This is a genomic window from Salinivibrio sp. VYel1 (assembly GCF_009377945.1).
GTDB lineage: Bacteria > Pseudomonadota > Gammaproteobacteria > Enterobacterales > Vibrionaceae > Salinivibrio > Salinivibrio siamensis.
Genome location: NZ_RSAM01000004.1, coordinates 203,853 through 227,133 on the forward strand (window position 1 = coordinate 203,853; position 23,281 = coordinate 227,133).

The 23,281-nt window shown below is 49.2% G+C and carries 30 protein-coding genes; 6 read left to right on the plus strand and 24 right to left on the minus strand.

Annotated features, from left to right (window positions below; translation table 11 throughout):
- Positions 1-29: 29 nt before the first annotated feature.
- The 8 genes from EHW58_RS05910 to EHW58_RS05945 all read right to left on the minus strand — a co-directional run bounded on the left by EHW58_RS05910 (position 30) and on the right by EHW58_RS05945 (position 4,441).
- Complete coding sequence (locus EHW58_RS05910; protein ID WP_152795313.1) at positions 30-503, minus strand: 2TM domain-containing protein; 474 nt, start codon at positions 501-503, stop codon at positions 30-32.
- A gap of 148 nt (positions 504-651) precedes the next feature.
- Positions 652-867: a VF530 family DNA-binding protein gene (locus EHW58_RS05915; protein ID WP_046073336.1), complete on the minus strand. Its 216-nt coding sequence runs from the start codon at positions 865-867 to the stop codon at positions 652-654.
- Positions 868-1,055: 188 nt separating this feature from the next.
- Positions 1,056-1,520, minus strand: a complete 465-nt coding sequence (locus EHW58_RS05920) for an NUDIX pyrophosphatase (protein ID WP_152795315.1) — start codon at positions 1,518-1,520, stop codon at positions 1,056-1,058.
- The gene (locus tag EHW58_RS05925) at positions 1,520-2,095 is read right to left on the minus strand and encodes a GNAT family N-acetyltransferase (RefSeq protein WP_227486468.1); all 576 of its coding nucleotides are present in this window, start codon (positions 2,093-2,095) and stop codon (positions 1,520-1,522) included. Before EHW58_RS05925 ends, EHW58_RS05920 begins: the two co-directional genes overlap by 1 nt.
- Positions 2,088-2,609, minus strand: a complete 522-nt coding sequence (locus EHW58_RS05930; protein WP_152795317.1) for a GNAT family N-acetyltransferase — start codon at positions 2,607-2,609, stop codon at positions 2,088-2,090. The genes EHW58_RS05925 and EHW58_RS05930 overlap by 8 nt, the downstream gene beginning before the upstream one ends.
- A gap of 140 nt (positions 2,610-2,749) precedes the next feature.
- Positions 2,750-3,298 (minus strand): hypothetical protein, encoded by a 549-nt coding sequence (locus tag EHW58_RS05935; protein ID WP_152795371.1) that lies wholly within the window; start codon positions 3,296-3,298, stop codon positions 2,750-2,752.
- Positions 3,298-3,834 carry a GNAT family N-acetyltransferase gene (locus tag EHW58_RS05940; protein ID WP_152795319.1) on the minus strand — a complete coding sequence of 179 codons (537 nt, stop codon included), beginning with the start codon at positions 3,832-3,834 and terminating at the stop codon, positions 3,298-3,300. The genes EHW58_RS05935 and EHW58_RS05940 overlap by 1 nt, the downstream gene beginning before the upstream one ends.
- A gap of 19 nt (positions 3,835-3,853) precedes the next feature.
- Positions 3,854-4,441 (minus strand): GNAT family N-acetyltransferase, encoded by a 588-nt coding sequence (locus EHW58_RS05945; protein WP_152795321.1) that lies wholly within the window; start codon positions 4,439-4,441, stop codon positions 3,854-3,856.
- A gap of 210 nt (positions 4,442-4,651) precedes the next feature.
- Here EHW58_RS05945 and EHW58_RS05950 point away from each other — a divergent pair, with 210 nt between their 5' ends.
- Positions 4,652-5,296, plus strand: a complete 645-nt coding sequence (locus EHW58_RS05950; RefSeq protein WP_152795323.1) for an NAD(P)-dependent oxidoreductase — start codon at positions 4,652-4,654, stop codon at positions 5,294-5,296.
- A 59-nt stretch (positions 5,297-5,355) separates the two neighbouring features.
- Here the strand turns inward: EHW58_RS05950 and lhgO are convergent, their stop codons facing one another.
- The 4 genes from lhgO to EHW58_RS05970 all read right to left on the minus strand — a co-directional run bounded on the left by lhgO (position 5,356) and on the right by EHW58_RS05970 (position 11,490).
- A complete protein-coding gene (gene lhgO / locus EHW58_RS05955; protein ID WP_152795325.1) occupies positions 5,356-6,591 on the minus strand; it encodes an L-2-hydroxyglutarate oxidase in 1,236 nt (411 codons plus the stop codon).
- Between the two features lie 7 nt (positions 6,592-6,598).
- Positions 6,599-8,752 (minus strand): TRAP transporter permease, encoded by a 2,154-nt coding sequence (locus EHW58_RS05960; RefSeq protein ID WP_077666338.1) that lies wholly within the window; start codon positions 8,750-8,752, stop codon positions 6,599-6,601.
- Positions 8,753-8,835: 83 nt separating this feature from the next.
- Positions 8,836-9,846, minus strand: coding sequence for a TAXI family TRAP transporter solute-binding subunit (locus EHW58_RS05965; RefSeq protein WP_152795327.1), 1,011 nt, complete (start codon positions 9,844-9,846; stop codon positions 8,836-8,838).
- Positions 9,847-10,140: 294 nt separating this feature from the next.
- Entirely contained in the window at positions 10,141-11,490 is a 1,350-nt protein-coding gene (locus EHW58_RS05970; RefSeq protein WP_152795329.1) for a sigma-54 dependent transcriptional regulator, read from the minus strand.
- 144 nt (positions 11,491-11,634) lie between these two features.
- On the opposite strand from EHW58_RS05970, the gene EHW58_RS05975 reads away from it, so the two are divergent.
- Positions 11,635-13,794, plus strand: a complete 2,160-nt coding sequence (locus EHW58_RS05975) for a sensor histidine kinase (RefSeq protein WP_152795331.1) — start codon at positions 11,635-11,637, stop codon at positions 13,792-13,794.
- An 11-nt stretch (positions 13,795-13,805) separates the two neighbouring features.
- Here the strand turns inward: EHW58_RS05975 and EHW58_RS05980 are convergent, their stop codons facing one another.
- On the minus strand, positions 13,806-14,303 hold the full coding sequence (locus EHW58_RS05980) for a GNAT family N-acetyltransferase (protein ID WP_152795333.1): 498 nt from the start codon (positions 14,301-14,303) through the stop codon (positions 13,806-13,808).
- A 205-nt stretch (positions 14,304-14,508) separates the two neighbouring features.
- A complete protein-coding gene (locus EHW58_RS05985) occupies positions 14,509-14,937 on the minus strand; it encodes an organic hydroperoxide resistance protein (protein ID WP_069361329.1) in 429 nt (142 codons plus the stop codon).
- A gap of 181 nt (positions 14,938-15,118) precedes the next feature.
- Here EHW58_RS05985 and EHW58_RS05990 point away from each other — a divergent pair, with 181 nt between their 5' ends.
- Both EHW58_RS05990 and EHW58_RS05995 read left to right on the plus strand, forming a co-directional pair.
- The gene (locus EHW58_RS05990) at positions 15,119-15,562 is read left to right on the plus strand and encodes a MarR family winged helix-turn-helix transcriptional regulator (RefSeq protein ID WP_152795335.1); all 444 of its coding nucleotides are present in this window, start codon (positions 15,119-15,121) and stop codon (positions 15,560-15,562) included.
- Between the two features lie 117 nt (positions 15,563-15,679).
- Positions 15,680-15,916 (plus strand): RNA recognition motif containing protein, encoded by a 237-nt coding sequence (locus EHW58_RS05995; protein WP_074212824.1) that lies wholly within the window; start codon positions 15,680-15,682, stop codon positions 15,914-15,916.
- 57 nt (positions 15,917-15,973) lie between these two features.
- On the opposite strand, the gene EHW58_RS06000 is transcribed toward EHW58_RS05995, so the two are convergent.
- On the minus strand, positions 15,974-16,294 hold the full coding sequence (locus EHW58_RS06000) for a HigA family addiction module antitoxin (protein ID WP_152795337.1): 321 nt from the start codon (positions 16,292-16,294) through the stop codon (positions 15,974-15,976).
- A gap of 184 nt (positions 16,295-16,478) precedes the next feature.
- On the opposite strand from EHW58_RS06000, the gene EHW58_RS06005 reads away from it, so the two are divergent.
- A complete protein-coding gene (locus EHW58_RS06005; protein ID WP_025739952.1) occupies positions 16,479-16,730 on the plus strand; it encodes a hypothetical protein in 252 nt (83 codons plus the stop codon).
- Positions 16,727-17,554, plus strand: a complete 828-nt coding sequence (locus EHW58_RS06010; RefSeq protein WP_152795339.1) for a TauD/TfdA family dioxygenase — start codon at positions 16,727-16,729, stop codon at positions 17,552-17,554. Before EHW58_RS06005 ends, EHW58_RS06010 begins: the two co-directional genes overlap by 4 nt.
- Before the next feature lie 13 nt (positions 17,555-17,567).
- On the opposite strand, the gene EHW58_RS06015 is transcribed toward EHW58_RS06010, so the two are convergent.
- The 9 genes from EHW58_RS06015 to EHW58_RS15820 form a co-directional block, all read right to left on the minus strand.
- Positions 17,568-18,077 carry a GNAT family N-acetyltransferase gene (locus EHW58_RS06015; RefSeq protein WP_152795341.1) on the minus strand — a complete coding sequence of 170 codons (510 nt, stop codon included), beginning with the start codon at positions 18,075-18,077 and terminating at the stop codon, positions 17,568-17,570.
- A 62-nt stretch (positions 18,078-18,139) separates the two neighbouring features.
- Positions 18,140-18,619 (minus strand): GNAT family N-acetyltransferase, encoded by a 480-nt coding sequence (locus EHW58_RS06020; protein WP_152795373.1) that lies wholly within the window; start codon positions 18,617-18,619, stop codon positions 18,140-18,142.
- A 13-nt stretch (positions 18,620-18,632) separates the two neighbouring features.
- On the minus strand, positions 18,633-19,235 hold the full coding sequence (locus EHW58_RS06025; protein ID WP_152795343.1) for a glutathione S-transferase family protein: 603 nt from the start codon (positions 19,233-19,235) through the stop codon (positions 18,633-18,635).
- Position 19,236: 1 nt separating this feature from the next.
- Positions 19,237-20,376 carry a YbfB/YjiJ family MFS transporter gene (locus tag EHW58_RS06030; protein ID WP_370517831.1) on the minus strand — a complete coding sequence of 380 codons (1,140 nt, stop codon included), beginning with the start codon at positions 20,374-20,376 and terminating at the stop codon, positions 19,237-19,239.
- A gap of 143 nt (positions 20,377-20,519) precedes the next feature.
- Positions 20,520-21,236 (minus strand): class I SAM-dependent methyltransferase, encoded by a 717-nt coding sequence (locus tag EHW58_RS06035; protein ID WP_152795347.1) that lies wholly within the window; start codon positions 21,234-21,236, stop codon positions 20,520-20,522.
- Positions 21,237-21,438: 202 nt separating this feature from the next.
- Positions 21,439-21,918 carry a lecithin retinol acyltransferase family protein gene (locus EHW58_RS06040; protein WP_152795349.1) on the minus strand — a complete coding sequence of 160 codons (480 nt, stop codon included), beginning with the start codon at positions 21,916-21,918 and terminating at the stop codon, positions 21,439-21,441.
- Between the two features lie 365 nt (positions 21,919-22,283).
- Positions 22,284-22,775 carry a hypothetical protein gene (locus EHW58_RS06045; RefSeq protein WP_077650276.1) on the minus strand — a complete coding sequence of 164 codons (492 nt, stop codon included), beginning with the start codon at positions 22,773-22,775 and terminating at the stop codon, positions 22,284-22,286.
- A 140-nt stretch (positions 22,776-22,915) separates the two neighbouring features.
- Complete coding sequence (locus EHW58_RS06050) at positions 22,916-23,185, minus strand: DUF6161 domain-containing protein (RefSeq protein WP_152795351.1); 270 nt, start codon at positions 23,183-23,185, stop codon at positions 22,916-22,918.
- Positions 23,182-23,281 (minus strand): glycosyl transferase (locus EHW58_RS15820; RefSeq protein ID WP_152795353.1); only part of this gene is annotated, 100 nt, incomplete at its 5' end. The genes EHW58_RS06050 and EHW58_RS15820, both read right to left, overlap by 4 nt.

The window sequence follows — 23,281 nt, forward strand, 5'->3', positions numbered from 1 at the left end:
CACATTCGCTCGGCGTTATCAGGTAGCGACTAACGCTTTGACCGCGCGTTCAGTCGCTTCTCTATCTGACGTTTTTCCCACTTATCACCAAAGAGATCGACAATGCCCAGAGCACTGACGCCGTGGCTGACCACTGCAATCCCCCATCCCATTGCTGCCCACCAAGCCCAATAATAGCCTGGGTTAGTTTGCCAGTTGATAATAAACAAAATCGCCATCACGACCACATAGCGCGTCAAATGAGAATAAAACCCGCCGAGGGCACGGACGCGATTGGCAATCGCTCTTTCTTCTGGACTCATTGAAGTATCTGCCTGCATGTCTGTCTCCTTTTGCAAATCACTAATGTCGATATCAAACACAGCAGCCAACGATTTCAGCGACTGCAATCCGGGTTTGTGGCCGCGTTCGATACGTTGAATCGTTCGAACACTTAACCCACTAAATTGTGCTAATTGGTCTTGCGACCACCCTTTTTGAACTCTGAGTGCTTTCACGTTCATCCTTGCTCCTTTGTGCTCTTCCCTAGCGACACTATGCAAAATGGGGGCGACATTACCACGACAGCACCCCGACACCTTAACGAAAGTTACTTAAAATCAATCACTTAAAAATAAACACCGACCGATAGCCAATCCGTGTATTTTACCCTTAGCAAAAGGTATCAATATACAAGGCTTCGACTTTATCGCGCGCCCACTGCGTTTTACGCAAAAATTTCAACGATGATTTCATCGAAGGATCATTAGAAAAACAGTTCACATTGATATGTTGGTAGAGGCCTGACCAACCATAGTGTTCAACCAAACGGGTCAAAATGGTTTGTAGGGTTAACCCGTGCAGCGGGTTATTGGGTTGTGTATCCATAAGGGTTCTCAGCAACTCGAGCACGCGCTCGTCAATAAAAGCGCTACTTTACGTGACGATATTGCAAAACGCGAATTTAACCACGGTAGCGCGCCAGCTTATAATCAAGGTTTAGCTGGTATCAAGGAAACCGTGTCACCGTGCAATATGGTGTCATCTTGAGTAAAAAAGCGTTCCATTCTCATGGTTCACTCCTGATGGTTAGGCAAGTTGACGCGATATAACGGGTTAACGGGCTGATCAACAAAGTAAGTCCAAACATGATCATATACGGCATGCTGATTTGGATACGGCGCCAAGGCTTTTGCCTCATCAAGTGAGCACCAGCGAAACTCGGTGTGTTCCTCATTAAGCGTGATGGCTTGATTATCATCACACATCACCACAAATACAGGGATAAGCTCGATCACATTCACCGATGCTTCGTAAAACTGCTCCAAAAATTGCGCGTTATATAAATCAGCCGCCGCAATCTGGGTTTCTTCGCTAAACTCACGGACGATGGCGTCCACTCCGGTCTCACCCGCTTCAATCGAACCCGCAACATGGCACCAGAAGCCACCTTTCACTCGCTTCATCAGTAGCATTTTTGTCTCCCCGTCAATACGAGAGAGCGCTACGCCCGAGACCACGGAAGTATTCACAGGGGTCATTATTTCTCCTCTGTTTCAAATGCCGCCACTTTTGCATAAACCACAGTGCTAGAAATCGCGCCGCTCGGCAGGATACGGTCATTGATAAGTATCGCTTCTTGATGATACCCACAGCGCTTGGCTACCGCTCGGCTACGTGTATTTTCGTAGGCAGTTTTGATTTCGACACGCTTGGCATTAAGGTCATTAAACGCGTACTGCTCTAGCGTTCGCACCGCTTCGCTCATATAGCCAAGGCCTTCTTTGGAGCTCCGCAGCCAATAGCCTATTTCAAAATAAGGAATCGCGATGTTGCGGATGATTAAGCTGATCACACCCACCAATTGCCCCGTCGATTTTTCAAAAATCGAGTAGCGTAGCTCATTGATAAACATGTCGAAGTCATCAATCGCTTGTTGGGTGTTTTCAATCGAGCTCGATTCGGTCAACGCGTGCGGAAGCCAATCCATAAAAGGCGCAAGGGTGTGCTGGCTTTCCAACACGGCTTCTAAAATGAAAGGCTGATGGGTCATATTGGGTGCCACCAGCAACAGACGATCGCTGTCCAGTTGGTCTACGCGCGGGGAATCATCCATTAATATCCACCCAGTACCGCGCCAATAATTCATTGAACACTTCACCATTGATGATGTTTTCCAACGTGCCGCCATTGGCTTCAATTACTTTGCGCGATGCCATATTGTCTTCATTCGCGGTAATTAGAGCGCGAGTGATCCCTAGCTCTCTCGCCTTGGGCAGTGCTAAGGCTAACATTTGCTTGCCACATCCGCGCCCACGATATGATGGCGCAATGTCGTAGCCAATGTGTCCAGCTTCTTGGGTTAGAAATGGCGTATTGATGTGATGACGGATCCGAATCGCGCCAATGATTTGTTGCTCAGCATCAAGCAGCCAAAAATGACTACACGACACATACCCTTTACGAAGGTTTTTACCCAACGACTCATCCGTTAACCGAGTCACGTAAGTGGGGAAATCGTCTTTCCCCGGCCGATAGTAATCGGCATTGTCGGGGTCAAACTGAACAAAATCATCATAAAAACGTGTAAAGGCTGCTTGGTGATTGAGTGCGGGGACGACTAATTCCATGTGCTTGTTCCAAGTCCTATAATAGAACTAGGCTATCTCATTGATATTGAAAAATAAACACTTATTGGCCGCCTATCATCCGCCGCCTTAGCGCGCCCTGCTCGCCACACAGGAGTGATTGAATGGTTGATTGCCGCGCATCACTGCCAACGCATCACCGCATCAAACGTTTGACAATGTTGAACCGCTTGCTCCGCCTCTTGCAGATAAACTTGCTGGGCACTTGAGGTTGGATAGGTTAAATACTCGGAACATTTCGCGCTTTGACCATTACCCACCACAATCTTGGCGCCTGGTTGCAAGGTGCACTGTACCAATTTATCGAGCGGCGACCATTGATAACAAATCTCATAGTCTTGGCGATAATCCGCCACCAAGCCAGACGGTTGTGATAACGCCCACCAGTGACCAAACTGACTATGCGGGTTGGTGCTATTCCACGCACGATACACTGTTACCCCTTCAGTCGCCTGATATACCTTGCCTTGGCAAAGCTTCCCTTCCAATGGCTGACCCAGCGACGCCGCCAGTAGCGCTGGATCGTCCACGGCTACAAACTTATCTGCCCATGCGCTTGGCAAAGCCGTGCTACCGACACATTCTGCAGCGTCGGTCGTTTCATTATCAACGGGCGCACTGGTACACGCTTGCAGTGTCACCATCAGTGCGCCAAGCAGTGCTTTTTTCATCATCCTTGCTCCCATTCGTGTCGTAATATGGCGTAAACCACCGTATCCCACCACCGTTCTTTAAAGAAACGATGCTGATGAAAATGGGCCTCTTGTCGCATGCCAAGTGAACGACAAAGCTTGGTTGCAGCGAGATTATCGTAAATGGTCTCAGCGTATAACCGATGCACGCCCAGACACTCAAAACCGAAGTTGGCCAGTGCGACAGCCGCCTCTCTCATTAGCCCCGCGCCTTGCGCCTCCACAGCTAAGCCGCACCCGATGGATGCTTGATGGTTGTCCTCAAGCCTTAAACCGACAGTGCCAATACATTTTTCTGATTGCTTGCAGATAACCGCCAACTGATAAGCCACGCGTGGATTTGCGTTGGCTTGTTCGATAAAGCGCGCGTGTAAGTATCGGTATGTCTCTGGCTGGCAGTCCGTTTCGCTATAAAAACGCTGGTACTTCTGGTGTTGCGTTAAGTGAACAAACGCCTCTTCATCGCTTGGCTGCATGTCACGCAGCACTAGTCGACGTGTTTCAATCATAAACATCCTTGTCTCTCTTGTTTTTTTAGTTCAGCGCCTTGACCATGGTGGTGGCGCCTGAAAAGCCGACTAACCATTTTAGGTGCGGAAAGCGCTCTTCTTTAGTGGCGACAAAGCCTTTGGCTTGATAAAGCTTGCGGGCTCTGGGGTTACTATCAATCACATCCAACCGAACGCTTTCAAAGCCATGCGATTGGGCATAATCCATAATGGCATCCAATAATTGGGAGCCAATCCCCTGCCCGCGTACCGCGCTATCAACAGCAATGCCATCCATCACCAATTCATTGGGTGCCGCTTTACGCTCAAACAGCGCCAATACTGCACAGGCCCAAGTACCTTTGATGAGCCCCAAGCTATCGATCAGTTGTTTTGCGCCCATACCCTGTGTCAACGCGCCGGCTTGGGTTTGAAACCCGGCCAACCCCACCACCTTGCCGTTTTGCATAGCAGCAAACGAAAAGTCTGGGACAAAACATCGGGATAGCATCGCCACGCGCGCTGCCTGATTAGGGATTGCCCGTGCGAACTTCATCCCAAACGCCTGCTCATAGAGCTCAGCCACTTTTTGTGCTTGCTCAAGCGGCCATCCTTGCTGGATCGCTATATCCATTGGATCCCCCAGTTTTTTCCTAGATAAAAAAACCACACATTTATCTTGACGTAAAGATTAATGGTATTTATCTTTATATTAAGATAAATAATTAATGATAACTTAATCAGTTCAGCATGGTTTAACCACAACCGTATGACAGCCGCATCCTTTTACTGGTTATCGCGCGGCACAAGGACACACAGGAGTCATGACATGGAAACTAACACAATGAATATAATCGTATTTGGTGCCACGGGCGATATTGGCAGTCGAATTGTGGCAGAAGCGTTGCAACGCGGGCATAAGGTCACGGCAGTGACACGTAACGAGGCAGCATTCAGCAAGCTACCCGACGGCGTAACGCCTGTCGCCGTCAATTTGAACGATGCGGACAAGGTGGCATCGGTAATGGCTGATCATGATCTTGCCATTACGGCGTTACGCCCACCGACAGGCGAAGAAGCACAGTTACCCGTGTTAACCCAAGCCGTCGTCCAAGGCGCAGCACATCATCAAATGCGCGTTCTGATTGTCGGCGGTGCCGCTCGACTGATGATTCCGGGCACTGACGGTGAAACCGTGTTAAACGCAAAGGGCTTTCTCCCCGCCTCAGCCGTTGAGATTGCACGCGCGTGCCAAGTGCAATATGAGCAATGTTTAGCCAGCCAAGATGTGATTTGGAGCTACCTCTCGCCTGCCGCCATGATCGCACCTGGTACTCGCACCGGTCAGTACACATTGGGGACAGACACCTTAGTGACAGATAGTGACGGACAATCTCGCATTTCGATGGAAGACTTCGCGGTCGCTATGCTTGATGAAGCCGAAACACCTAAGCATCTGCAGCAAGCATTCACAGTCGGTTATCAGTAATCAAAGCAAAAGCCAGCGGCCGAGTGTAGGCGCTGGCTTTCACTTTCCGATATGTAGCGCTAATCAGCATCATTGCTGAGCCACTGCTGTTTTTGCGTCACCTTGTCACAAATGTATTCACCAATCGGCATCGCAGAGGTGGCGGCTGGCGATGGCGCATTACACACGTGTAAACTCCGCGCACTCTCAGCAAACAGAAAGTCATGGACCAAGGTGCCGTCATTTAACACGGCTTGAGCACGGATCCCCGCTGGATACGGAGTCAAATCCTTAGCTTTTATCGCTGGGCAATACTTGTTCACCTGCTTGACATAACCCGGCTTCCACCAGGAATTTTTCAGCTCAACCAAGCCGGCTTTTAGATTATTGATGGTGACTTTCCAAAACCCAGCAAAGGTCAGCATTTGCCAGGTATCTTTTAGACTGACATTCACCTTGCCATAGCCTTCACGCTTCCAGCCTTGCACCGCGTTAGGTCCAACCGTAATGGAGCCGTCTATCATCCGCGTGAGATGAACGCCTAAAAAAGGTAAATCGGGATCGGGAATCGGATAGATAAGGTGATTAACAAAGCCTTGGTACTGGCTCGCAAGTTGATAGTATTCCCCGCGGTAAGGGATAATTTGAAACGCAGTTGGGATCCCCATCATGTTGGTCATTCTATCTGCCATCAACCCACTGCATGTCACCACAAACTGACAATGAATCGTTAGCGGCTCCCCGCTTGCTCGGCAATGGAGAGTGACTTGTTCAGCCGCTTCACTGGCCCCAATCACTTCTGTACTGAGTTGGGTGACACCGCCGAGCGCTTCAAACTCACACACCATTTGCTCTGTCACCCGCCGATAGTCAACAATGCTGGTCGCGCGCACCGCAATGGCACCTAAGCCTTTAACATTGGGCTCTTCAGCATGAAGCTCCGCCGCATCCAGCCAGCGCACGTCGATATCATTGGTTAAGCATCGCTCATAGAGCGCCCGCATCCGAGCCATCTCTTGCTCGTTGGTGGCGACCAATAGCTTGCCACAGTTCTCCACTGCAATATCGTGTTTGGCACAAAATTCAACGGTCAGCGCCGCTCCTCGTTTACAGAAATCGGCTTTTAAACTGCCTGGTGGATAATAGACACCCGCGTGGATCACACCACTGTTATGCCCGGTTTGATGCTGGGCAACGCTTGCCTCTTTTTCCACCAGCAATACGGAGCAATCTGGGTATCGCTGCTTTAATTGCCAGGCTGTGGATGCGCCAACAATACCACCACCGACAATCACATAATCATAAACAGATTTCATATACGCCTCATGACACTGGCAGTTGAGATTGTTGCAACTGATACTTGCGCCCACTGTATATAAACAGGCCCACAAACCCAACGACGCTCACTAAGCGAAGCCACAACGGGATATCGTGCCACACTAACAAAGCACCAATCATTAATAAGCAAAGGCGGCTTAGCCAGTTAATCGGGCCTTCAAGATACCCTTCAATCGCGCCAATTAAGGCATACGTGCCAATAATGGCAAAAAAGCCGACCTCTAACACCGAGACGATATCCCAGCTGACCAGGCTGGTATAAGCAATGAGCAAAGGCACGAGATACAAGCCTTTGGCAATTTTCCACGCCATCAGCCCCGTGCGCATCGGTGGGGTTTTAGCAATGGTGGCCGCGGCAAATGCCGTCAAACAAAACGGCGGGGTCACGTTACTGTCTTGCGATAACCAAAAAATAATTAAGTGGGCGGCGAGCAGGGCCAAACTGACGGCCTCCAGCCCTAAGCTTTGCTCTAACAAGGTTTCCATAAAGTCAGCCGGCACTAAGGCAACCATTTGCTGCGCGGTTTCCATGGTCATTGGCGCATTTAAAAGATCGAGTTTGTCTGGGGCAGCCAACATAAATATCGCCTTGGCTTGCTCGGGAAGCTGGCCTGATACCAGCAGCTCCAACAATTGGTTTTCAGCGATAAGCTTATACAGAGCAGGTGCCGACAAGGTGCCCAGTACGATATAGGCAGCGGTCACTGGTAATCCCATCCCTAACACTAACGAGGCAATAGCAATTAGCACCAGCATCATAAACAGATCACCGTTCGCCCAACCATCAATCATCAGCGAGAAAGTATTGCCGATACCCGTGGTGCTGATCACATTCACCACCAAACCAATGCCCACGAGTAAGATGGCAGTGGTGGCCATATTTTTTGCCCCTTGCGCCAAGGCCTCGATGATCGCTTTCGGCCCCATCCGGTGCTCTTTGGAAAACCAGGAAGCGAAAATCACAGAAATAATCGAAATGCCGGCAGCATAGGTGGGTGTGAAACCTTTAATCAGCAAGGTGACAAGCACCGCAAGCGGGATAAGGTTATGCCAACCGCGGAGAAGCACCATCAATAAAGAGTCCTCGGTGGTGACAATCTTTTGCACGCCACTGCGCTTTGCTTCAATGCGCACAAAAAAGCTCACAGAGAGAAAGTAGATCAGCGCAGGAACCAGTGATACAGCAATAATGTCAACGTAAGGAATTTGGGTGTACGAGGCCATGATAAACGCCCCCGCCCCCATTACGGGCGGCATTAATTGCCCCCCAGTTGAAGCCGATGCTTCGACCCCAGCAGCAAAGCGCGACGGAAAACCGGCTTTTTGCATTAAAGGAATACTGATCACCCCGGTCGATACGGTATTCGCTACGCTCGAGCCTGACACTGACCCCATTAACCCAGAGCCAATCACCGCAATAAAACCCGGCCCGCCAATAATCTTACCCGCGGCCGCACGGGCCACGTTGATGATATAATCTCCAACCCCAGAGCGGACAAGAAAGGCGCCAAATAAAATGAACATAAACACGAACGTCCAGCTAATCCGGGTAATCGCGCCAAACATGCCTTCCGAGGAGTAGTAACTGCGATATAAAAGGGTTTCAAGGCTCAATCCGGGAAAGTGAAAAATCCCCGACGCCCACTCGCCCCACAGCACGACATAGCTCAAACACACCATAATCAGAATGGGAATAAACCATCCCATGGTACGACGAATCAGCTCCACCACGATGATGATCGCTAAGCTGGCGAACACCCAATCGGCAGTGACAAATTTTACCCCACGCGCGTACAACGCGTCCTCGGCATAAGGGATATACAACAGACAAGCCACTGCACCTAACGCAATAAAAATATCGACCGCCAGCGCTATTTTATTCCGCTTCAAAGAGATATGTGCCGGGTACCAAAGTGCACAAATCACCGCAAACCCCGCAAAGTGGGTCGCCGAAATCCATAACTCCGGTAGTGTAGATAACGTATTGAACCAAATATGCAATACAGACAACACCACGCCCAGCACAGTGATGGTGGTGGTCACCCACGGAAAATCATCGCGCGTGGGTAATTCAAATTTCTCCAGCGCTGTTTCATCAGGCCCTTGCTCAACAGGCTCGTGCTCTCTTGGCTCGCTCATCCCTTTACTCCAAGCAGTATCCGCGTTTCCATGCAGTATTTGATCTCGATAGGCGCTCCGAGCTATCCCGGAGCGCTATCGCCTTATTCCATTACCAGTTCAGACGGGATATCGATACCAACTTCCTGGTAATAGCGTACTGCACCTGGATGTAGCGGCACAGGCAAACCAGCGATCGCTTTTTCAATCGCCATCGCTTTGGTGGCTTTATGAATGCCTTGAAGGAAAGACAAGTTCTCGTAAATAGCCTTGGTGAGCTGATACACATCCTCATCGGAAAGATCTTTACGCACGGCCAAGAAGTTAGGTTGAGCAATGGTGGTGACCGGCTTATCCAGCTCAGGATAGGTATTAGCAGGAATTTCGTACTTGGTCCAAAGGTTGTATTTACCGTTAGCCGCTTTGATTTGCTCGTCAGTAAAAGACAGGATAGAGATATCATTTCCCAGTGCAGCGAACGCTTGGGTAACCGCGCCAACTGGCACCCCCGCTGGGGTATTCATGCCATCAATGGTGCCATTTTGTAGTGCGCTGGCACTGCCACCATAACCCATGTAAGCCAAATTAAAGGATTCCGGATCCACGCCGAGTCCCTTCATAATTTGGCGACCTGAGTTTTCGGTACCTGAATTCTTCTTACCAATCGAAAATTTTTCACCTTCAAGGTTACTCAAATCACTCACGGTGCCCGTTTCTGCCAGCTCACTGCGCACAATAAAGTGCTCAACGTTTTGCCAAAGCATAGACACAGAGCGCAGTTGATCTTGGCGGCCACTTTCAGCATATGGCCCCTCGCCGGACCAGGCCCATGCGCCATATAAGCCCTGCAAGATCGCAAATTGCGCTTCATCTTCGTTCAGTAGCTTCACATTCTCGCCGGAGCCAGCGGAGCTGATTGCCGACAACGAAAAATGGTGCTTAGGCGCCAGCTTGACCTTACTCAGCGTCGCCAAGGCGACACCAACGGGATAGTAGGTGCCACCGGTTGAAGCCGTTGCGAGGATATAGCTTCGGTCTTCTGCGACAGCGGTCGAGGCGAGGCTAAACGAGGCCGCGGCAAACGTCAGTGCTTTAAATAGCTGATTGATCTTCATCTTTACTCTCCATGTAGGGCTGTATTATTGGTTTACACAAATAAAACGATTTGTTAACAGCAAAGCATGGATAGCAAAGGGAGTGCCAAATCTTATGTCCCTGTTATAAAAGGAAATATAAGAAGAGGCCATGGATAATCAGCAAGATTTTTCTCATTTATGGCTGGGCCAATAAGCAAAATCTTGCTGATGATAGCGCCTCACTAGGCAGTCAGTCATCACAAAATGTAACCAAAGTGTGATCAACGCTTAAACGCGGCGCGTTTCGCCTTGAGCAATTTTTTGCCGATTCATCTAGGTATAATCAGCACGGTGTAAGCCAAACTTTTTCATTTTTTGGTTCAAGGTACGGCGAGGCAAATCGAGAGCTACCATCACTTCATGAATTCGCCCTCGATGGGCGACCAAGCACTCATGCAATACCTTGCGCTCAAAATTATGCAATTGGATTAAAAGCGGGACATCCGACTGGATGGTTTCCATGGTCGATGAGGGACGATTCGATAAGATTTCCATCACTGAAATACTGTCATCCAAGGCAAACCGCACTGCTACATTGCGCAGCTCGCGAATATTACCCGGCCATGAATAAGACAAAATGGCGTGCCGATCGGCTTCACTGCCCAAGCGTGTCTCCGGATTGGTCTGACGGGTAAAGTGTTCAAACAAGATTAACGCATCATCGTCACGCTCTCTCAAGGGCGGAATATGAATTTGTGCCACGTTTAAGCGGTAGTACAAATCTTGCCGAAAGGTTTCATGACCACTGAGATCTTCTTTCGCTGCCGCAATCACCCGCGTGTCGATCGCTATTGACTGATTTCCTCCCACTCGCTCAACCCTTTGCTCCTGAAGCACACGTAAAACCTTTACTTGCATGCTCATCGGCATGCTCTCTACTTCATCAAAAAACAAGGTGCCTTTGTGCGCGTATTCGAGCTTACCAATCCGACGCTGATTGGCACCGGTAAACGCCCCCGCTTCATGGCCAAACAGCTCACTTTCAAACAAGTTTTCTGGGATCGCGCCGCAGTTAATCGGCACCAAGCGTTGTCCACGACGTACACTCTCATTATGCAAGCTGGTCGCCACCAGCTCTTTGCCACAGCCTGTTTCCCCATAAATGATCACATTCGTGTCAATGCGTGCCAGTTTTGCCACTTGCTCACGTAACTGTTGCATCACACGACTTTGCCCAATCAATACCTTTTCTAACCCGCTGATGCGTGCTAAATACGCTTGCCGCTCTTGCGTCGATGCTTGCTGGCGATAAGTATCAACCGCCTCGGTAACACGCTGAGACAAACGCTCGGGCTCAAAAGGTTTTTCGATAAAATCAAACGCCCCGTTTTGCAACGCCCCCACGGCCATATCAACATCACCGTGTCCGGTAATAAACAACACAGGCGTGGCCACCTGGTGCTGCTCAAGCTCACTCAGGATCGATAATCCATCAACATCAGGGAGTTTGACGTCGCTGACCACCGCATCAAACGGGTGCTGTAGCACGGCATCCAACCCGGCTTTCCCATGACTAAATGCTGCCACCTCAAACCCTGCCAGCTCTAGCCACTGGCAGGTGGTCTGGCGAACAATATCGTCATCTTCAATCAAGGCAATGCGTGGGGGTGTTTCAGCAATCATGAGGGTTCATCCGTGATACGTTTTTCATTACGGTAGCAAAAGCCACCGATCAGAAAAGGAGCTAGCTCTCACTTTCTCATCACACTGCTTTAACATTTTTTCGGCGCACCGCAGTCTAAAACAGAATAAGAATGAGAGTGTGTTATGCATCAGGATCACCACAGCCACCAAGAAACCAGCATCAAGACGACATGGGCTCGATTAGTATTCGTCGGCATACTGGTGATTTTCTCATATGGCATCAGCCGTGAAGCGGCTTATCAGTGGTTAAGCGTACAACATCATACTGAGGTGCAGAACAAGCTTTTGGACTACATCGGTGAGGTCCGCCGTGCATTAAGACGCTTCTATCATCTGCCTTATTTGCTGACCAACCATCCTGACACACTGGCGATTGTAAAGGGCGAGCAGCATGACCCCGCCGCCTTCCAAGCAAAACTCACACAGCTCGACAAAGCGGCCAATACCGAAGGCTGGACACTGCTCTCCACATCAGGCGATGTGCTGGCGTCGAGCTTGATTGATGAACGCTTTAGCCGCCCCGATCGATTGGCGATCGTCGAGCAAGTATTGCACCAAGGTGAAGGCGTATCATTGGTAAATAAAACCAAAGGCTATGGCCCACTCTACTATTTATCCGCCCCGGTTTTTGAGGGGCTTAACATCGCCGCTATCGTGGTGGTGCAGATTGACCTGAGTTTTCTCACCGAACAACCCATTACCAGTCAAGACATCATTCTGCTGCAAAATCGACAACAGCGCTTTTTCCTTTCAAGCAGCAGCGAGTACAACGCAGACTGGCTGAATGCAGCCCAGCTGAACGCAGTTCAACAGAACGCACTTCAACAGAACGCGACACAAACGCCAGAACACGATAAGACACAGACGGTTAACAGGGAAACGCGTTATCTCTACAACAGTACCGCCACCAGTCAGTGGCGGCTGAATGCCACCTCCTTTCTTGGCCACACGGTAAAACTGGACGATCTAAAGTGGTCAGTGAGCTACCTTACGCCCTACAAGCCTATCAAAGGCGCGGCAAGCCTGTTCGCATGGGGAGTGGCCGCCGCACTGCTCGTGGTCATTCTGCTGTTGATTATCGGTCAACAACGCCGGCAAAAACACCGTCACCAGCAGCGTATTCAAAGCTTATTGCAAGAGTCGCAGCGCCGACTTAAACAAATGATCGATAAAACACAAGTCGGGTTACTGTTAATTGATCAGCAAGGAGCGCTGTTTGATCTCAACCCGATGGCCAAGCGGTTATTTGGCTTGCCAGAAAACAATCATCACCGCATTTTTGCTTGGGAATTATTTGATACCGGCAATCCCCATTCCACCACCCTCACCTTGCTCAAAAACCTCGATCAGCACAATGAACTGGCCGAGCTCAATGCGGTTGAAACCATGGCGCGTCGCAGCGACGGGAGCGTCTTTCCAGCGCTTTTCTCGCTCACCCGCTTTCCTTGGCATGATGAGCAATACTACCTGGCGACGTTGATTGACATTAGCAAACGTAAAAAAGCCGAACAGTCACTGCAGCAGATGAACCAAGCACTTACCGAACGCGTGGAAGAGCGCACCCAAGCGCTGCAACAAGCACAAGCGCAACTGATTGAAACCAGCAAAATGGCCGCCTTAGGGAGAATGTCGAGCGCCATTACTCATGAGCTTAATCAGCCACTTACCGGCCTTCGTACCTTACTCACCACCAACACCTTGCTTGCTGAGCGCGGCGAGACAGAAAAAGTTAAAGCCAACAACCAGCTGGTGCAAAAGCTGATTGATCGTATGACCAATATGACTAGCCAATTAAAAACCTTTGCCTACAGCAAACCACAGCATCTCCATCCCGTGTCGCTGGCTGATGCCCTCAATGAGACCTTGCGTGTGTATCAAGCTCAGTTGGCAGACATTGATGTGCGAGTGCGGATGCCTCACGACACGCCCCTGATTGAGGGTGAAGGACAACGACTATTACAAATATTGGGGAACTTGGTGTCTAACGCGTGCGATGCGATGGCAAATACCGCGGCGCCGACCTTGGTGTTTGTGGTCACGCCTGCCGAAAGGACAGTCGAGCTGACGGTCAGTGACAACGGCTGTGGTGCCTCAACAGACGTTCTTGAGACCATGTTCGAGCCGTTTGTCACTTCTAAAAAAATCGGCGACGGACTGGGTTTGGGGCTCGCGATTACCGCCAATAACGTGCGAGATATAAATGGACAGATAAGCGTCGCCCCTAATGCCCAGAGTGGACTGACCTTCACACTTACTTTTCAGTCAGTCATCCCTGGTCACTAAACCGCGCGCAATTACAGTGCGGCCGACATAATATGCTGAGGGCCAGCCGCACCGCCCCAATACAGCTCGCCTGTATCGGTGAAGCCACCTTTTTGGTAACAGGCTTTAGCGGCCGGGTTTCGACAGTTAACGGTCAGATATACCCAATTGAAATCACCATAAGCAAAGGGTAAATACGCCAGCAAGGCTTTAACCGCACCGGTACCTAATCCCTGCCCTTGATACCGCGCATCCACCACAAACATGCGCAGACCCAGCGTCTTTGGCGGGCAAAAGTCATACTGAGACGCATAGTCGATATCGAGTTTAAAAAAGCCTACCGTCTTGCCCGCTCGCTTGATCACATGGCGGTGAATGGTCTCACTGTCCTCGGCAAGAAATTCGTCTGCAGTCCCTGCAAACTTTACTTGTTGGTCAGGTAACGATATCTGGCGAACTCCCTCTGTGTCTTCATTCGTTAGCGGGGCGACACTTATCTCGATAAGCTTACTGGTGGTGGCGTCTGGCATGTTAACTTTCATCATCCTTGTTATTGGTATAGGGCTTGCGCGTTAGTCTTCGTGGTCAATAGTCTTCGTGGTCAATAGCCTTTGCGGTCAATGCTGAGCACTCGAAGTTAGGGAGCACCGAACAACGTGCTGCTTCCATAAAAAAGCGGGCATAAAAAAGGGAGCCCTGCTACACAGCGCTCCCTATCATAGCGTGCCAGTTAGGTTAAATCACTGACAATTCAACCTTAATATTGCCACGCGTGGCATTGGAATACGGGCATACTTGGTGTGCTTGCTCGACCAATGACTGCGCGGTCTCTTTATCCAGATCGCCAACCGATACCGCCAATTTCACCGCAATACCAAAACCGCCATCAATGGGACCAATCGACACTTCTGAGTTAATGTGGGTGTCTTCCGGCAAGGTGACGCCTGCTTTACCCGCTACTAGACGAAGCGCGCCAATAAAACAGGCCGCATAGCCGGCAGCAAAGAGCTGCTCAGGGTTGGTGCCTTCACCATCGTTCCCGCCGAGCCCCTTGGGGGTTGAAAGCGCAACATCTAAACGCCCATCATCGGATTTTGCAGACCCTTCGCGGCCTCCCGTAGCGGTCGCTTTTGCTGTATAGGCAACACTTTGTAGCTCTTTCATTTCACTCTCCTGTGTTCCAGTCCGCTTGCGGCTCACTGCTTCGCACCCAGCAGGTGCGGTGAAGCCGCTTGCATCAGGTTTATTTATTTTGCATGCAAAATACTAGATCGCATGACCCAGCATTGCAAATACTTTGCGTACAAAATAAAATGCTCATTAGACACACAGACAATGACAAGCCATGACCTATCCCCAATTACAGCTCAATAGCCAAATTTGCCACCGCTTGTATAAAGCCTCTAATGGGATTTCGCGCGCCTACCGAACCTGGTTGAGCGAGCTTGATCTCACCTATCCGCAATATGTGGTGATGATGGCGCTGTGGGAAGAAAATCAACTATCGATCGCCACGTTAGTCGAGAAGACGGGGATCGACGGTGGCGCAATGACGCAGATTTTGAAAAAGATGAGCGATAAAGGCTTGCTCACCATCGTGAAAGACGAAGACGATAAGCGAAAGCGATGGGTCACCCTCACGGGCAAAGGCATTGAGCTGCAGCACCAAGCCGCTGCTATCCCTGAGAAAATCCGCTGCAAGTTTCCCAGCATTGATGATGAGCAAGCCCAGCACCTGATTGCGCTGCTGGATAAGATTAACCACGACTTAGGAGAAAGTGACGCATAACCGTCAGGAAAACGGCGCCTGCGCAAGACGCATCGGCAACAAAGGCAAACTATTGCTTGGTCGTGGCCCTCTTTACTGACACAATCGGCGCTGTTACCTCGATATAAACGGACAACAATGAAACTTTTAGCTCGCAACCTTGCACGCACCACCACCGAACACCAACTCCGTCAGCTGTTTTCTGAACACGGCGATGTCACCGAATGCACTCTGGTGCTGGACCAAGAGACTGGCGAATCCAAAGGCTTTGCTTTTGTGACCATGCCTGACGAGACACAAGCCAAAGCCGCAATGGCCGCCTTAAACCTCACCAGTGTTGCGAAAAGCAAAATCCGCGTGAAAATCGCGAACTAAGCAAAAAGCCCCCTTGCACTTACATCGGCTATGGGGCGGGAACGATAGCCAACACGATCATACGTGCTGGCTTTTGTTTATGATCGAGACTTCTGTCCATGGGCGAATACTATTCAGCTGATCTTCGAGCTCATGTTCAGTAATTTCAGTATCATAGGCGATTTGAGCACGCAGCCAATAGCCCTTCGATAATCCAAAAAAACGGCATAAACGCAGGTCTGTATCAGCCGTTATAGCCCGTTTACCAGCAATAATTTGACCAATACGCTGTGCGGGCACTCCGATTTCTTTAGCCAAACGATATTGCGAAATCCCCATGGGAGTCAGGAATTCCTCTTTTAGCAACTCGCCCGGTGTGACAGCTTCTACAGTACGCATGAGCGACCTCCTAGTGATAATCAACGATTTCGACATCTTTGCACTTAAACGATCGAATCATCCCTCCAATAGTAACGCATTGCGTTAATAACGTAAAGCGTCATCAAACGATAGCTGATTGACAGCCTACGCCCGACTCGTCACTATCAAGTTTTCGGCATGTAATGACGCTCGAGCAGTAAAAATGGCAAAACCGAATAAAAAAGGCCCCACCAAAACCATCGATATTTTCTGTAAACGCTGTAATGCGCCACTGTTTAAATACCGCAAAGGCGGCAAAGGTGCATTGGTGAAGTGCTTTAAAGAAAGGATTGTTGAGGATGCCACCACCACGCCGTGTCACTGCCCTCAGTGCGAACAGCCCTTTGCGCGTGACACCCTGGTGCGAGGCACACCAGCCTACAAATTCATTGGCGGTAAGGTATGGTTCAAATGAAGATAACCCCGTTAGGCGACACGTTAGGGGCGCAAGTCGATAATATCGACCTACCCCAGCTTTCCGAGGCTGAGTTTGCGGCGCTGTATCAAGCATTTTTACGCTACAAAGTGCTTTTCTTTCGCGAGCAGCCTCTCTCGACCGACGACCATGTCGCACTGGCAAAACGCTTCGGCGAGCTTGAGCCACCTCACCCGTTTTTTCCGCACCTGCCCGACAACGAGCAAGTGGTCGTGATTGAAACCAGCCGCGGTAATCCACCCAGCCAAAGCTATTGGCACACCGACATGACATGGCAAGCGGTGCCGCCCAAGTGCTCGGTTTTACACGCCCAATATGTACCAGAACATGGCGGGGATACGATTTGGTGTGACATGGCAGCAGTATGGGCCGATCTAACCGACGAAGAAAAAACCGAGCTACGCCAGCTCGACACCATTCACGCGCTACACGCCTTTGAAGGCAGCCGTTACGATCATCAAGACGCCGACGGCCAGAGTGTTGTCTCGAAACGCGCTCAAGACTACCCGCCCATTCGCCGTGCCATGGTGCAAACCCACCCTGAAACCGGCCAAGACGTGCTATTTATTAACGAGCAATTTACTCGCGCGATTGCCGATTGGCCAGTGGCGGCTAGCCAACAACGGCTTGCGACACTGTTTAGTCAAGCACGCCAATCGAAATATCACGTTCGCTTTCGCTGGCAAAAGCACTCGGTGGCAATCTGGGATAATCGCGCTACCCAGCACTACGCGATAACCGATTATGGTGACGCGCCCAGACGATTGCACCGCGTCACCGTTCAGGGTGACAGTGCTCAGTAACATCTCATGGCGCTCAGACGCGGGTATATTGATACAGATTGTTGCGATGCCCATAAAGCATGATTTGGCTTTGCAGCCGAAACCCTAACTTTTCAAGCAAGCGGTTTGAGGGTTGGTTGTCCGGTAAGGTAACCGCCTGAACAGTACTTAGTCCGCTCGCTAACAGGGTTGCTTCAAGCACCGCCTCGGCGGCTTCTGTGGCGTATCCTTGCCCGGTAGAACGCGATAAAAACGCGTAGCCTAAATCTGGATATGCCAACTCATCGCGCTTAAGCACACCGCACATACCGATGGGCTCACCATCTTCCCGCCGTTCCACCAGATTTAAACCGAAGCCATGTGCTTGATAACTCGCGAGCGGCCCGTGACGGAGATACTCTACTGCATCTTGTTCAGTACGCACCTTTTTATCTGCGATATAGCGTATAAACGACGCCTCATTAAGCAGCTCAACAATAAATGGCGCATCGTCGAGTGTAAACTGTCGCACATTGAGCCTTTTTGACTGGCATATCAGTGTCATAAACCACTCGCCTACTGAAACCTTCTATCGCGCCATAATCGCATATTGGCGCGAATAAGTATCTACGCCGGCAACCAACACTGATAAAAATCGGTCTTCGCATGTTTGGGGTTGGCGCGAACAAATTCCCAGCCGTGCTGGCGATAAAAGGTTAACGCACGATGGTTATCACGGCTTACAGAAAGCATTGCTCGGCGGCACCCCGCGTTTGTTAAGGTGGTTTCGATATAGTGCTGCAGCAAAGGGGCAAACCCTCGACCACGAAAAACAGGTGTAAGGTAGATTAGATGCACATAACCCGTCTCAGGCTCCGGCGACGTGCTGCGAAATTCAAGCTGCCCAGCCCATTCTCCATCGACAAAAATATGCCGATAAAACCACTCGGGCTGATTCATGCGTTCACTCACCCGTTCATAATAGCCAGTTAGAAAGTCTTCAAACCCCTCATCGGAGCCAAAGCTACACACAAAAGCGTCCCGACGTGCAGCTACGCAATAAGCAAAATCGGTTTCAAGATTGATGGGACGGAAAGTCAGGTGCATGGGTGTATGCGGATTAAACCGCGAAGGCCGTTTCTTTGACACTTGAACGCTCTAAAAATCTCGTTAACCAGTCAGCGAGGAGTGGCTGGCTTTCACCCCATTGCAACTCCGGTAATCGAAAATCGATATAGCTCAGCGCAACGCCAGTAACAATCTGGCCAAGGTTAATGTCGGACTGCATAACATCAGTATTCACCCTATCCTCCAGCGTCTGAAGGCACCTAACAATGGCATTCTGTCGACGAACTCCGAGTACTGTACTATCGCTCTCTTTCCCAAAGTGCTTCCGATTAATAACCGTCATAAAAGCTGCATCGGTAAGGCCCTGACTAAGCCCCGAGAGAGCAAGGACATCGGTATAGTTGGGTGCACCAAGCAAGCTGTTCGTCGAAGAAAGCCCGTCCAAGTATGACGCGATGAGAAGGGATTCTGATAAAGCCTCTCCCCTATCCGTTACAAGCACGGGAATTTTTCCGTTGGGATTGACGGTGAGCAACGCATTGTCATCCGCCCAAGGATCTACCCAGATGAGCTTCACATCATCTAACTGCTTTTCAATCGCGCAGGTTCGGACAACTCTTGCATAAGGCGACGTTGTGTTCAGATACAGTTCCATATCAATTGTTCTCCATCTGTGTGGCTTTTCGAACGATAAGATATCGGGTTGATAGCAAGAGGACGCCGCTCGCCAGAATAACGGCACCAATGCTGAATAAAGGTTCATAGGTACCAAGAAAGCCGTAGACAAATGCCAGAGCGTACCCACCTGCTGCTTGAAATGCAGCGAACATGGCTGTGGCCATACCCCATATCTTTTTGTGACCAGCAGGCCCCATAATCTCTGAAAGCCGTCCTGCTGTGAGCGCAACAATGCCGGGGATCATGGCTCCGACGACAAAGGATGAAACGGTAATACTAGCCATCGATACCGATATAACCGGTAATGCCGTAGCGATGGACTTTGCCAGAAACCCTGACAGCAGAGCCCCGTGCCAACCGAGCTTTTTAGCCGCCCTCCCGACAATGAAAGGTCCGAAAACAGCACCGACACCCAGAACAGCCCATTGGAAACTCGCGATGGTCTGCCCCATACCGACTTCACGTGCAAGATAATCTACCCAAAAAACCGTATGGGGAACAAAGCCGACTCCATCCATCGCATACGCCACCATGACTATTCCGATGCTCCATTTCTGTGCAGCGGTTAAGCTCTCTGCCCCATTCCCTGACGGGGGAGTTGCTGGTAAAGCGTTCAAGCCTGCGAGCGCCCTATCAGCGACAAGACCAGCCGCAGCAGCAAGTACGCCGAGCCCAACCCAGGCTAAAACAAGCCCTACATTTAACAATAACGGAATCGCGGTGGCCGACAAAAAAGCCCCAATTCCGATACCGGTAAAAACCATCGCTCCAGTAGCTGGTCGTTGTGACGCTGGCGTACTTGAGAGAGCCAGAGACGGACCGACAACCATCAAGGTTGCACCGGCAAAACCAGACACAAATCGCCAGATAAAGAACCACGCGAAGCCGATCGGGCTCAGACAAAGAAAGAAGCTTAACGCGACTGCGATATAAGCGCCGCCAAGCATATAACGGAGTTTGTATCGCTCAGAGAGGGTGTGCGCGCCAATCGCTCCACCGAGATAGCCGAGCAGATTCGCGGCCCCCAAGTATGCCGCTTCCGTGGCCGTAAACCAGTTGGCTTCTACGAGTGCAGGAATAATTGGTGTGTAGGCGAATCGCGCTACGCCTATTCCCACAAATGTTGCCATCGCCCCAACGAGCAACGCAGAGAGATTGAATCTGCTCGGTCTCAAATTGTTATGCCCTCCATGGCGCTGAGTGTGCCAGGCTCATAGCCTTATTCAGACTGCGAGAGCCTCAGACTCATTTTTTAGATGCTTTAGGGTGTAGCGTGAATGAATAGGTATAGAGCAAACCCCATTGTTTCTCGCCCCCACCTCAAATACGCATCTTTCCAATGTCGTCTCGTTTTTACTTTATCCAATAGCTCGATATTTTCAGGATCTAGCAACAACTCGCGTTCAGCAGCTAGCCAAAACGAGCTTTCAAACGTATCCCAATCTTGATAAGAAGAATGAACGACATAAGCGCATTCAAGGCCTAGTTGATTTCCTGCTTCTATGTTTTGAAGGTTTGAGCGTAACTCTATCGGGTCAATACCTGTTGCGAGTAAGTACTCTTTATCTGGTTCTTTTCGCCAATACGCATCCCCAAGTACAATTAAGCCATTAGACGCTATGAGAGCCTTCATGTCAGACAATGCATGGTCTAAAGCTTCACCAACATCGCCAAAAGCATGAGTAGAGCCTAAGCTAAAGCACGCATCAAATACGCCCCTAGGCAGTTCCACATCTTTGAATGCTGCATTATGAAAGGTGACTTTATCTAAATAAGGCTCCAAGTTTTCCTTGGCTTTAGCAATCTCCCTTTCATCAATTTCAATGACTACCGCCCGACAGTTAAACTTTTCTAAAACGCTTTTAATTAATTCGCCGTTACCACAACCAACATCTAAGACTAAAGAGTCCTCATTGAGCCATAGTTCACCCAGCAAGTTATCTATACAACTTGGGTTGATGGGGTTGTTATATTTCATTATTACTTTCCATAGTGTTTTTAATTAAAAATTGATATAAGTGTTAGCGTCACTAACGCCTAACGAAGATGAGCAATATTCGCCATTGTTGCCTTTGTACGTATGATGAACGTGAGCTTAGGCTCAATGCTCAGAGGAGGAATGATGTGGGGTAAAAGCCTCGCCATCCTCTAGTGATTGGCGAAATAGCCGTTTGTCTTACCTATTTTTCCTCAACGGCTTTAGTAGCTAAAACGGCTAAACCACCCAGAGCTAATGAACCACCGAGAAATTTAGCAAACTTCGGATTTTCTGAGTATAAACCAATTAAACTTGCACCCAAAACAGCACCAGTTGCACCAGCAACAACTTGAGTCGAAGACATTTTTAATCCTGTTGCCCATTTAGCGAAATGCTCACAGTTTCGGTCTGTTAATGAGTATTTCCACTGTCCAATTTGAGAACGAGCGAGTTCGAGCACCTCTGATACTGGGCGGTCGTAAGTAACTTTAGCTGGATAGGTATGTTTACCTTGGGTTACTACATCCCAGTTTTCTTCTTGAACGGTACCATTTCGCTGAGTTGCAGAAATGAGCATAGGCAGACCCTTTTCACACAAAGCGTCTGAAACTAAAGACCAGTGCTGATAAACACCGAAGTTGCTGACGACAATATCGCCAGCATTTAGGTTTTGAATTGACATATGTAATCCTATATTTAATTAATTGACGACATCAATATGTATGAATATTTTATCGCTTCAAGTAGTTGCATAGATATAACTAATAACATAGATCCCCCCTGTCTAGGATCTGCCACACTTAGTTGCGCTCTTTAATAGCGGAGGTAACCATGTCTAATCAATTATTTTGTAGTGTTTATTTCACCAAGCATCACTTTTTAAATAACAATGTATCCGCTTGTTTCTTGGCTGCGTTCGCGCTGAAAAAAGTGCCAGACGCAGCGCCTACCTATGCGCATTCGAGCTATTTACTTAATAAAGCAACGGGCTTATTCAGCACCCAAATAAAGTGTCGGCTGCGCGATACTTATTCATATTTGTTAGGTTTATGCCCCTTGACCTTTCATTAAGCCAAGTAACTCTAGCACTTGCCTCCCATCGCTAGGCATACCCTCATACGCACCAAAGTAACTTGGATAGTATATGGGCATTGCTGTAAATAAAAATTGAAACAGTGAAAAGTACAGTCCAAAATTTACCAAATATTGAGCTAGATACGGTAATTCATAGCGACTAAGTAAATATAACCCGATACATAAAATTAGAGATACAACAGGTCCCATTAACAACGAAACAACTTGCAAATTTTTGCTCACATCTCTTTCTATTGAAGCAAAGCCAACATTCATCGACAATGGTGTGATTAATAACTTTAATTTACCAACCCGAAATTCCTTAGCATTACTTCCACTTCCCAATCGAATTTCTACCGACTGACCTGTCATTAATTGAGGAGTTGCATGTCCTAACTCATGAAGTAGCACGGCCAATGGCATTACCAACACAAAACCCAAGACTAGACCTATTAAATTACTCACACACAACCTCCTTATTACGGATAAGCAAAAAGACTAAAATATTTTTTGAAGTTTGCACCAAGTCCTGATAAAAAACCTAACGCTGCCTTCAGCGGAGCAGCCGCGCTAGCGACTGCTTCCGCTGGAAGGCCTTGTTATATCTATTTTTTGTTCAAGACATTGGTGACTAATTCATGAAATGAACTCGGTCCATCATCCTTGATAAAGCCGGTTGAACTTGGCCTAAATAGGGTCTGCAGAATCAACTGCCTTTCTTCGTCCATAGGCCCTGATCCCTCTCTCAATAGCGCTAAATATGTCTGAATCATTGTCACACGTTCATCCGCGTCCGTACGCAGATGAAGATTGGAAATAAAAATTTTGGCGGAAAGCCTTGTTACCCACGGAAAACGCATGAACATCCCCGTCATGAAAGGCTTCCCAGCACGGTCGCGAGGTACTCTTGGTCCATCGCGCACATCATTCGCTTGCGTTGAATGCCGGCTTTGAAACTCTTCTCTTGCTTT

Bases quoted from the DNA above. Each gene is read 5' to 3' on its own strand.
- EHW58_RS05925 (WP_227486468.1), bottom strand. From the start codon at position 2,095: ATGGATGATTCCCCGCGCGTAGACCAACTGGACAGCGATCGTCTGTTG.
- EHW58_RS06010 (WP_152795339.1), top strand. From the start codon at position 16,727: ATGAAGATAACCCCGTTAGGCGACACGTTAGGGGCGCAAGTCGATAAT.
- EHW58_RS05945 (WP_152795321.1), bottom strand. From the start codon at position 4,441: ATGGATATAGCGATCCAGCAAGGATGGCCGCTTGAGCAAGCACAAAAA.
- EHW58_RS05935 (WP_152795371.1), bottom strand. From the start codon at position 3,298: ATGAAAAAAGCACTGCTTGGCGCACTGATGGTGACACTGCAAGCGTGT.
- EHW58_RS05990 (WP_152795335.1), top strand. From the start codon at position 15,119: ATGACCTATCCCCAATTACAGCTCAATAGCCAAATTTGCCACCGCTTG.
- EHW58_RS06025 (WP_152795343.1), bottom strand. From the start codon at position 19,235: ATGGAACTGTATCTGAACACAACGTCGCCTTATGCAAGAGTTGTCCGA.
- EHW58_RS05960 (WP_077666338.1), bottom strand. From the start codon at position 8,752: ATGAGCGAGCCAAGAGAGCACGAGCCTGTTGAGCAAGGGCCTGATGAA.
- EHW58_RS06000 (WP_152795337.1), bottom strand. From the start codon at position 16,294: ATGCGTACTGTAGAAGCTGTCACACCGGGCGAGTTGCTAAAAGAGGAA.
- EHW58_RS05950 (WP_152795323.1), top strand. From the start codon at position 4,652: ATGAATATAATCGTATTTGGTGCCACGGGCGATATTGGCAGTCGAATT.
- EHW58_RS05975 (WP_152795331.1), top strand. From the start codon at position 11,635: ATGCATCAGGATCACCACAGCCACCAAGAAACCAGCATCAAGACGACA.
- EHW58_RS05970 (WP_152795329.1), bottom strand. From the start codon at position 11,490: ATGATTGCTGAAACACCCCCACGCATTGCCTTGATTGAAGATGACGAT.
- EHW58_RS05940 (WP_152795319.1), bottom strand. From the start codon at position 3,834: ATGTTTATGATTGAAACACGTCGACTAGTGCTGCGTGACATGCAGCCA.
- lhgO (WP_152795325.1), bottom strand. From the start codon at position 6,591: ATGAAATCTGTTTATGATTATGTGATTGTCGGTGGTGGTATTGTTGGC.
- EHW58_RS05985 (WP_069361329.1), bottom strand. From the start codon at position 14,937: ATGAAAGAGCTACAAAGTGTTGCCTATACAGCAAAAGCGACCGCTACG.
- EHW58_RS06015 (WP_152795341.1), bottom strand. From the start codon at position 18,077: ATGACACTGATATGCCAGTCAAAAAGGCTCAATGTGCGACAGTTTACA.
- EHW58_RS05965 (WP_152795327.1), bottom strand. From the start codon at position 9,846: ATGAAGATCAATCAGCTATTTAAAGCACTGACGTTTGCCGCGGCCTCG.
- EHW58_RS06040 (WP_152795349.1), bottom strand. From the start codon at position 21,918: ATGTCAATTCAAAACCTAAATGCTGGCGATATTGTCGTCAGCAACTTC.
- EHW58_RS05910 (WP_152795313.1), bottom strand. From the start codon at position 503: ATGAACGTGAAAGCACTCAGAGTTCAAAAAGGGTGGTCGCAAGACCAA.
- EHW58_RS05995 (WP_074212824.1), top strand. From the start codon at position 15,680: ATGAAACTTTTAGCTCGCAACCTTGCACGCACCACCACCGAACACCAA.
- EHW58_RS06035 (WP_152795347.1), bottom strand. From the start codon at position 21,236: ATGAAATATAACAACCCCATCAACCCAAGTTGTATAGATAACTTGCTG.
- EHW58_RS06050 (WP_152795351.1), bottom strand. From the start codon at position 23,185: ATGACGGGGATGTTCATGCGTTTTCCGTGGGTAACAAGGCTTTCCGCC.
- EHW58_RS06020 (WP_152795373.1), bottom strand. From the start codon at position 18,619: ATGCACCTGACTTTCCGTCCCATCAATCTTGAAACCGATTTTGCTTAT.
- EHW58_RS05920 (WP_152795315.1), bottom strand. From the start codon at position 1,520: ATGACCCCTGTGAATACTTCCGTGGTCTCGGGCGTAGCGCTCTCTCGT.
- EHW58_RS05915 (WP_046073336.1), bottom strand. From the start codon at position 867: ATGGATACACAACCCAATAACCCGCTGCACGGGTTAACCCTACAAACC.
- EHW58_RS06005 (WP_025739952.1), top strand. From the start codon at position 16,479: ATGGCAAAACCGAATAAAAAAGGCCCCACCAAAACCATCGATATTTTC.
- EHW58_RS05980 (WP_152795333.1), bottom strand. From the start codon at position 14,303: ATGCCAGACGCCACCACCAGTAAGCTTATCGAGATAAGTGTCGCCCCG.
- EHW58_RS05930 (WP_152795317.1), bottom strand. From the start codon at position 2,609: ATGGAATTAGTCGTCCCCGCACTCAATCACCAAGCAGCCTTTACACGT.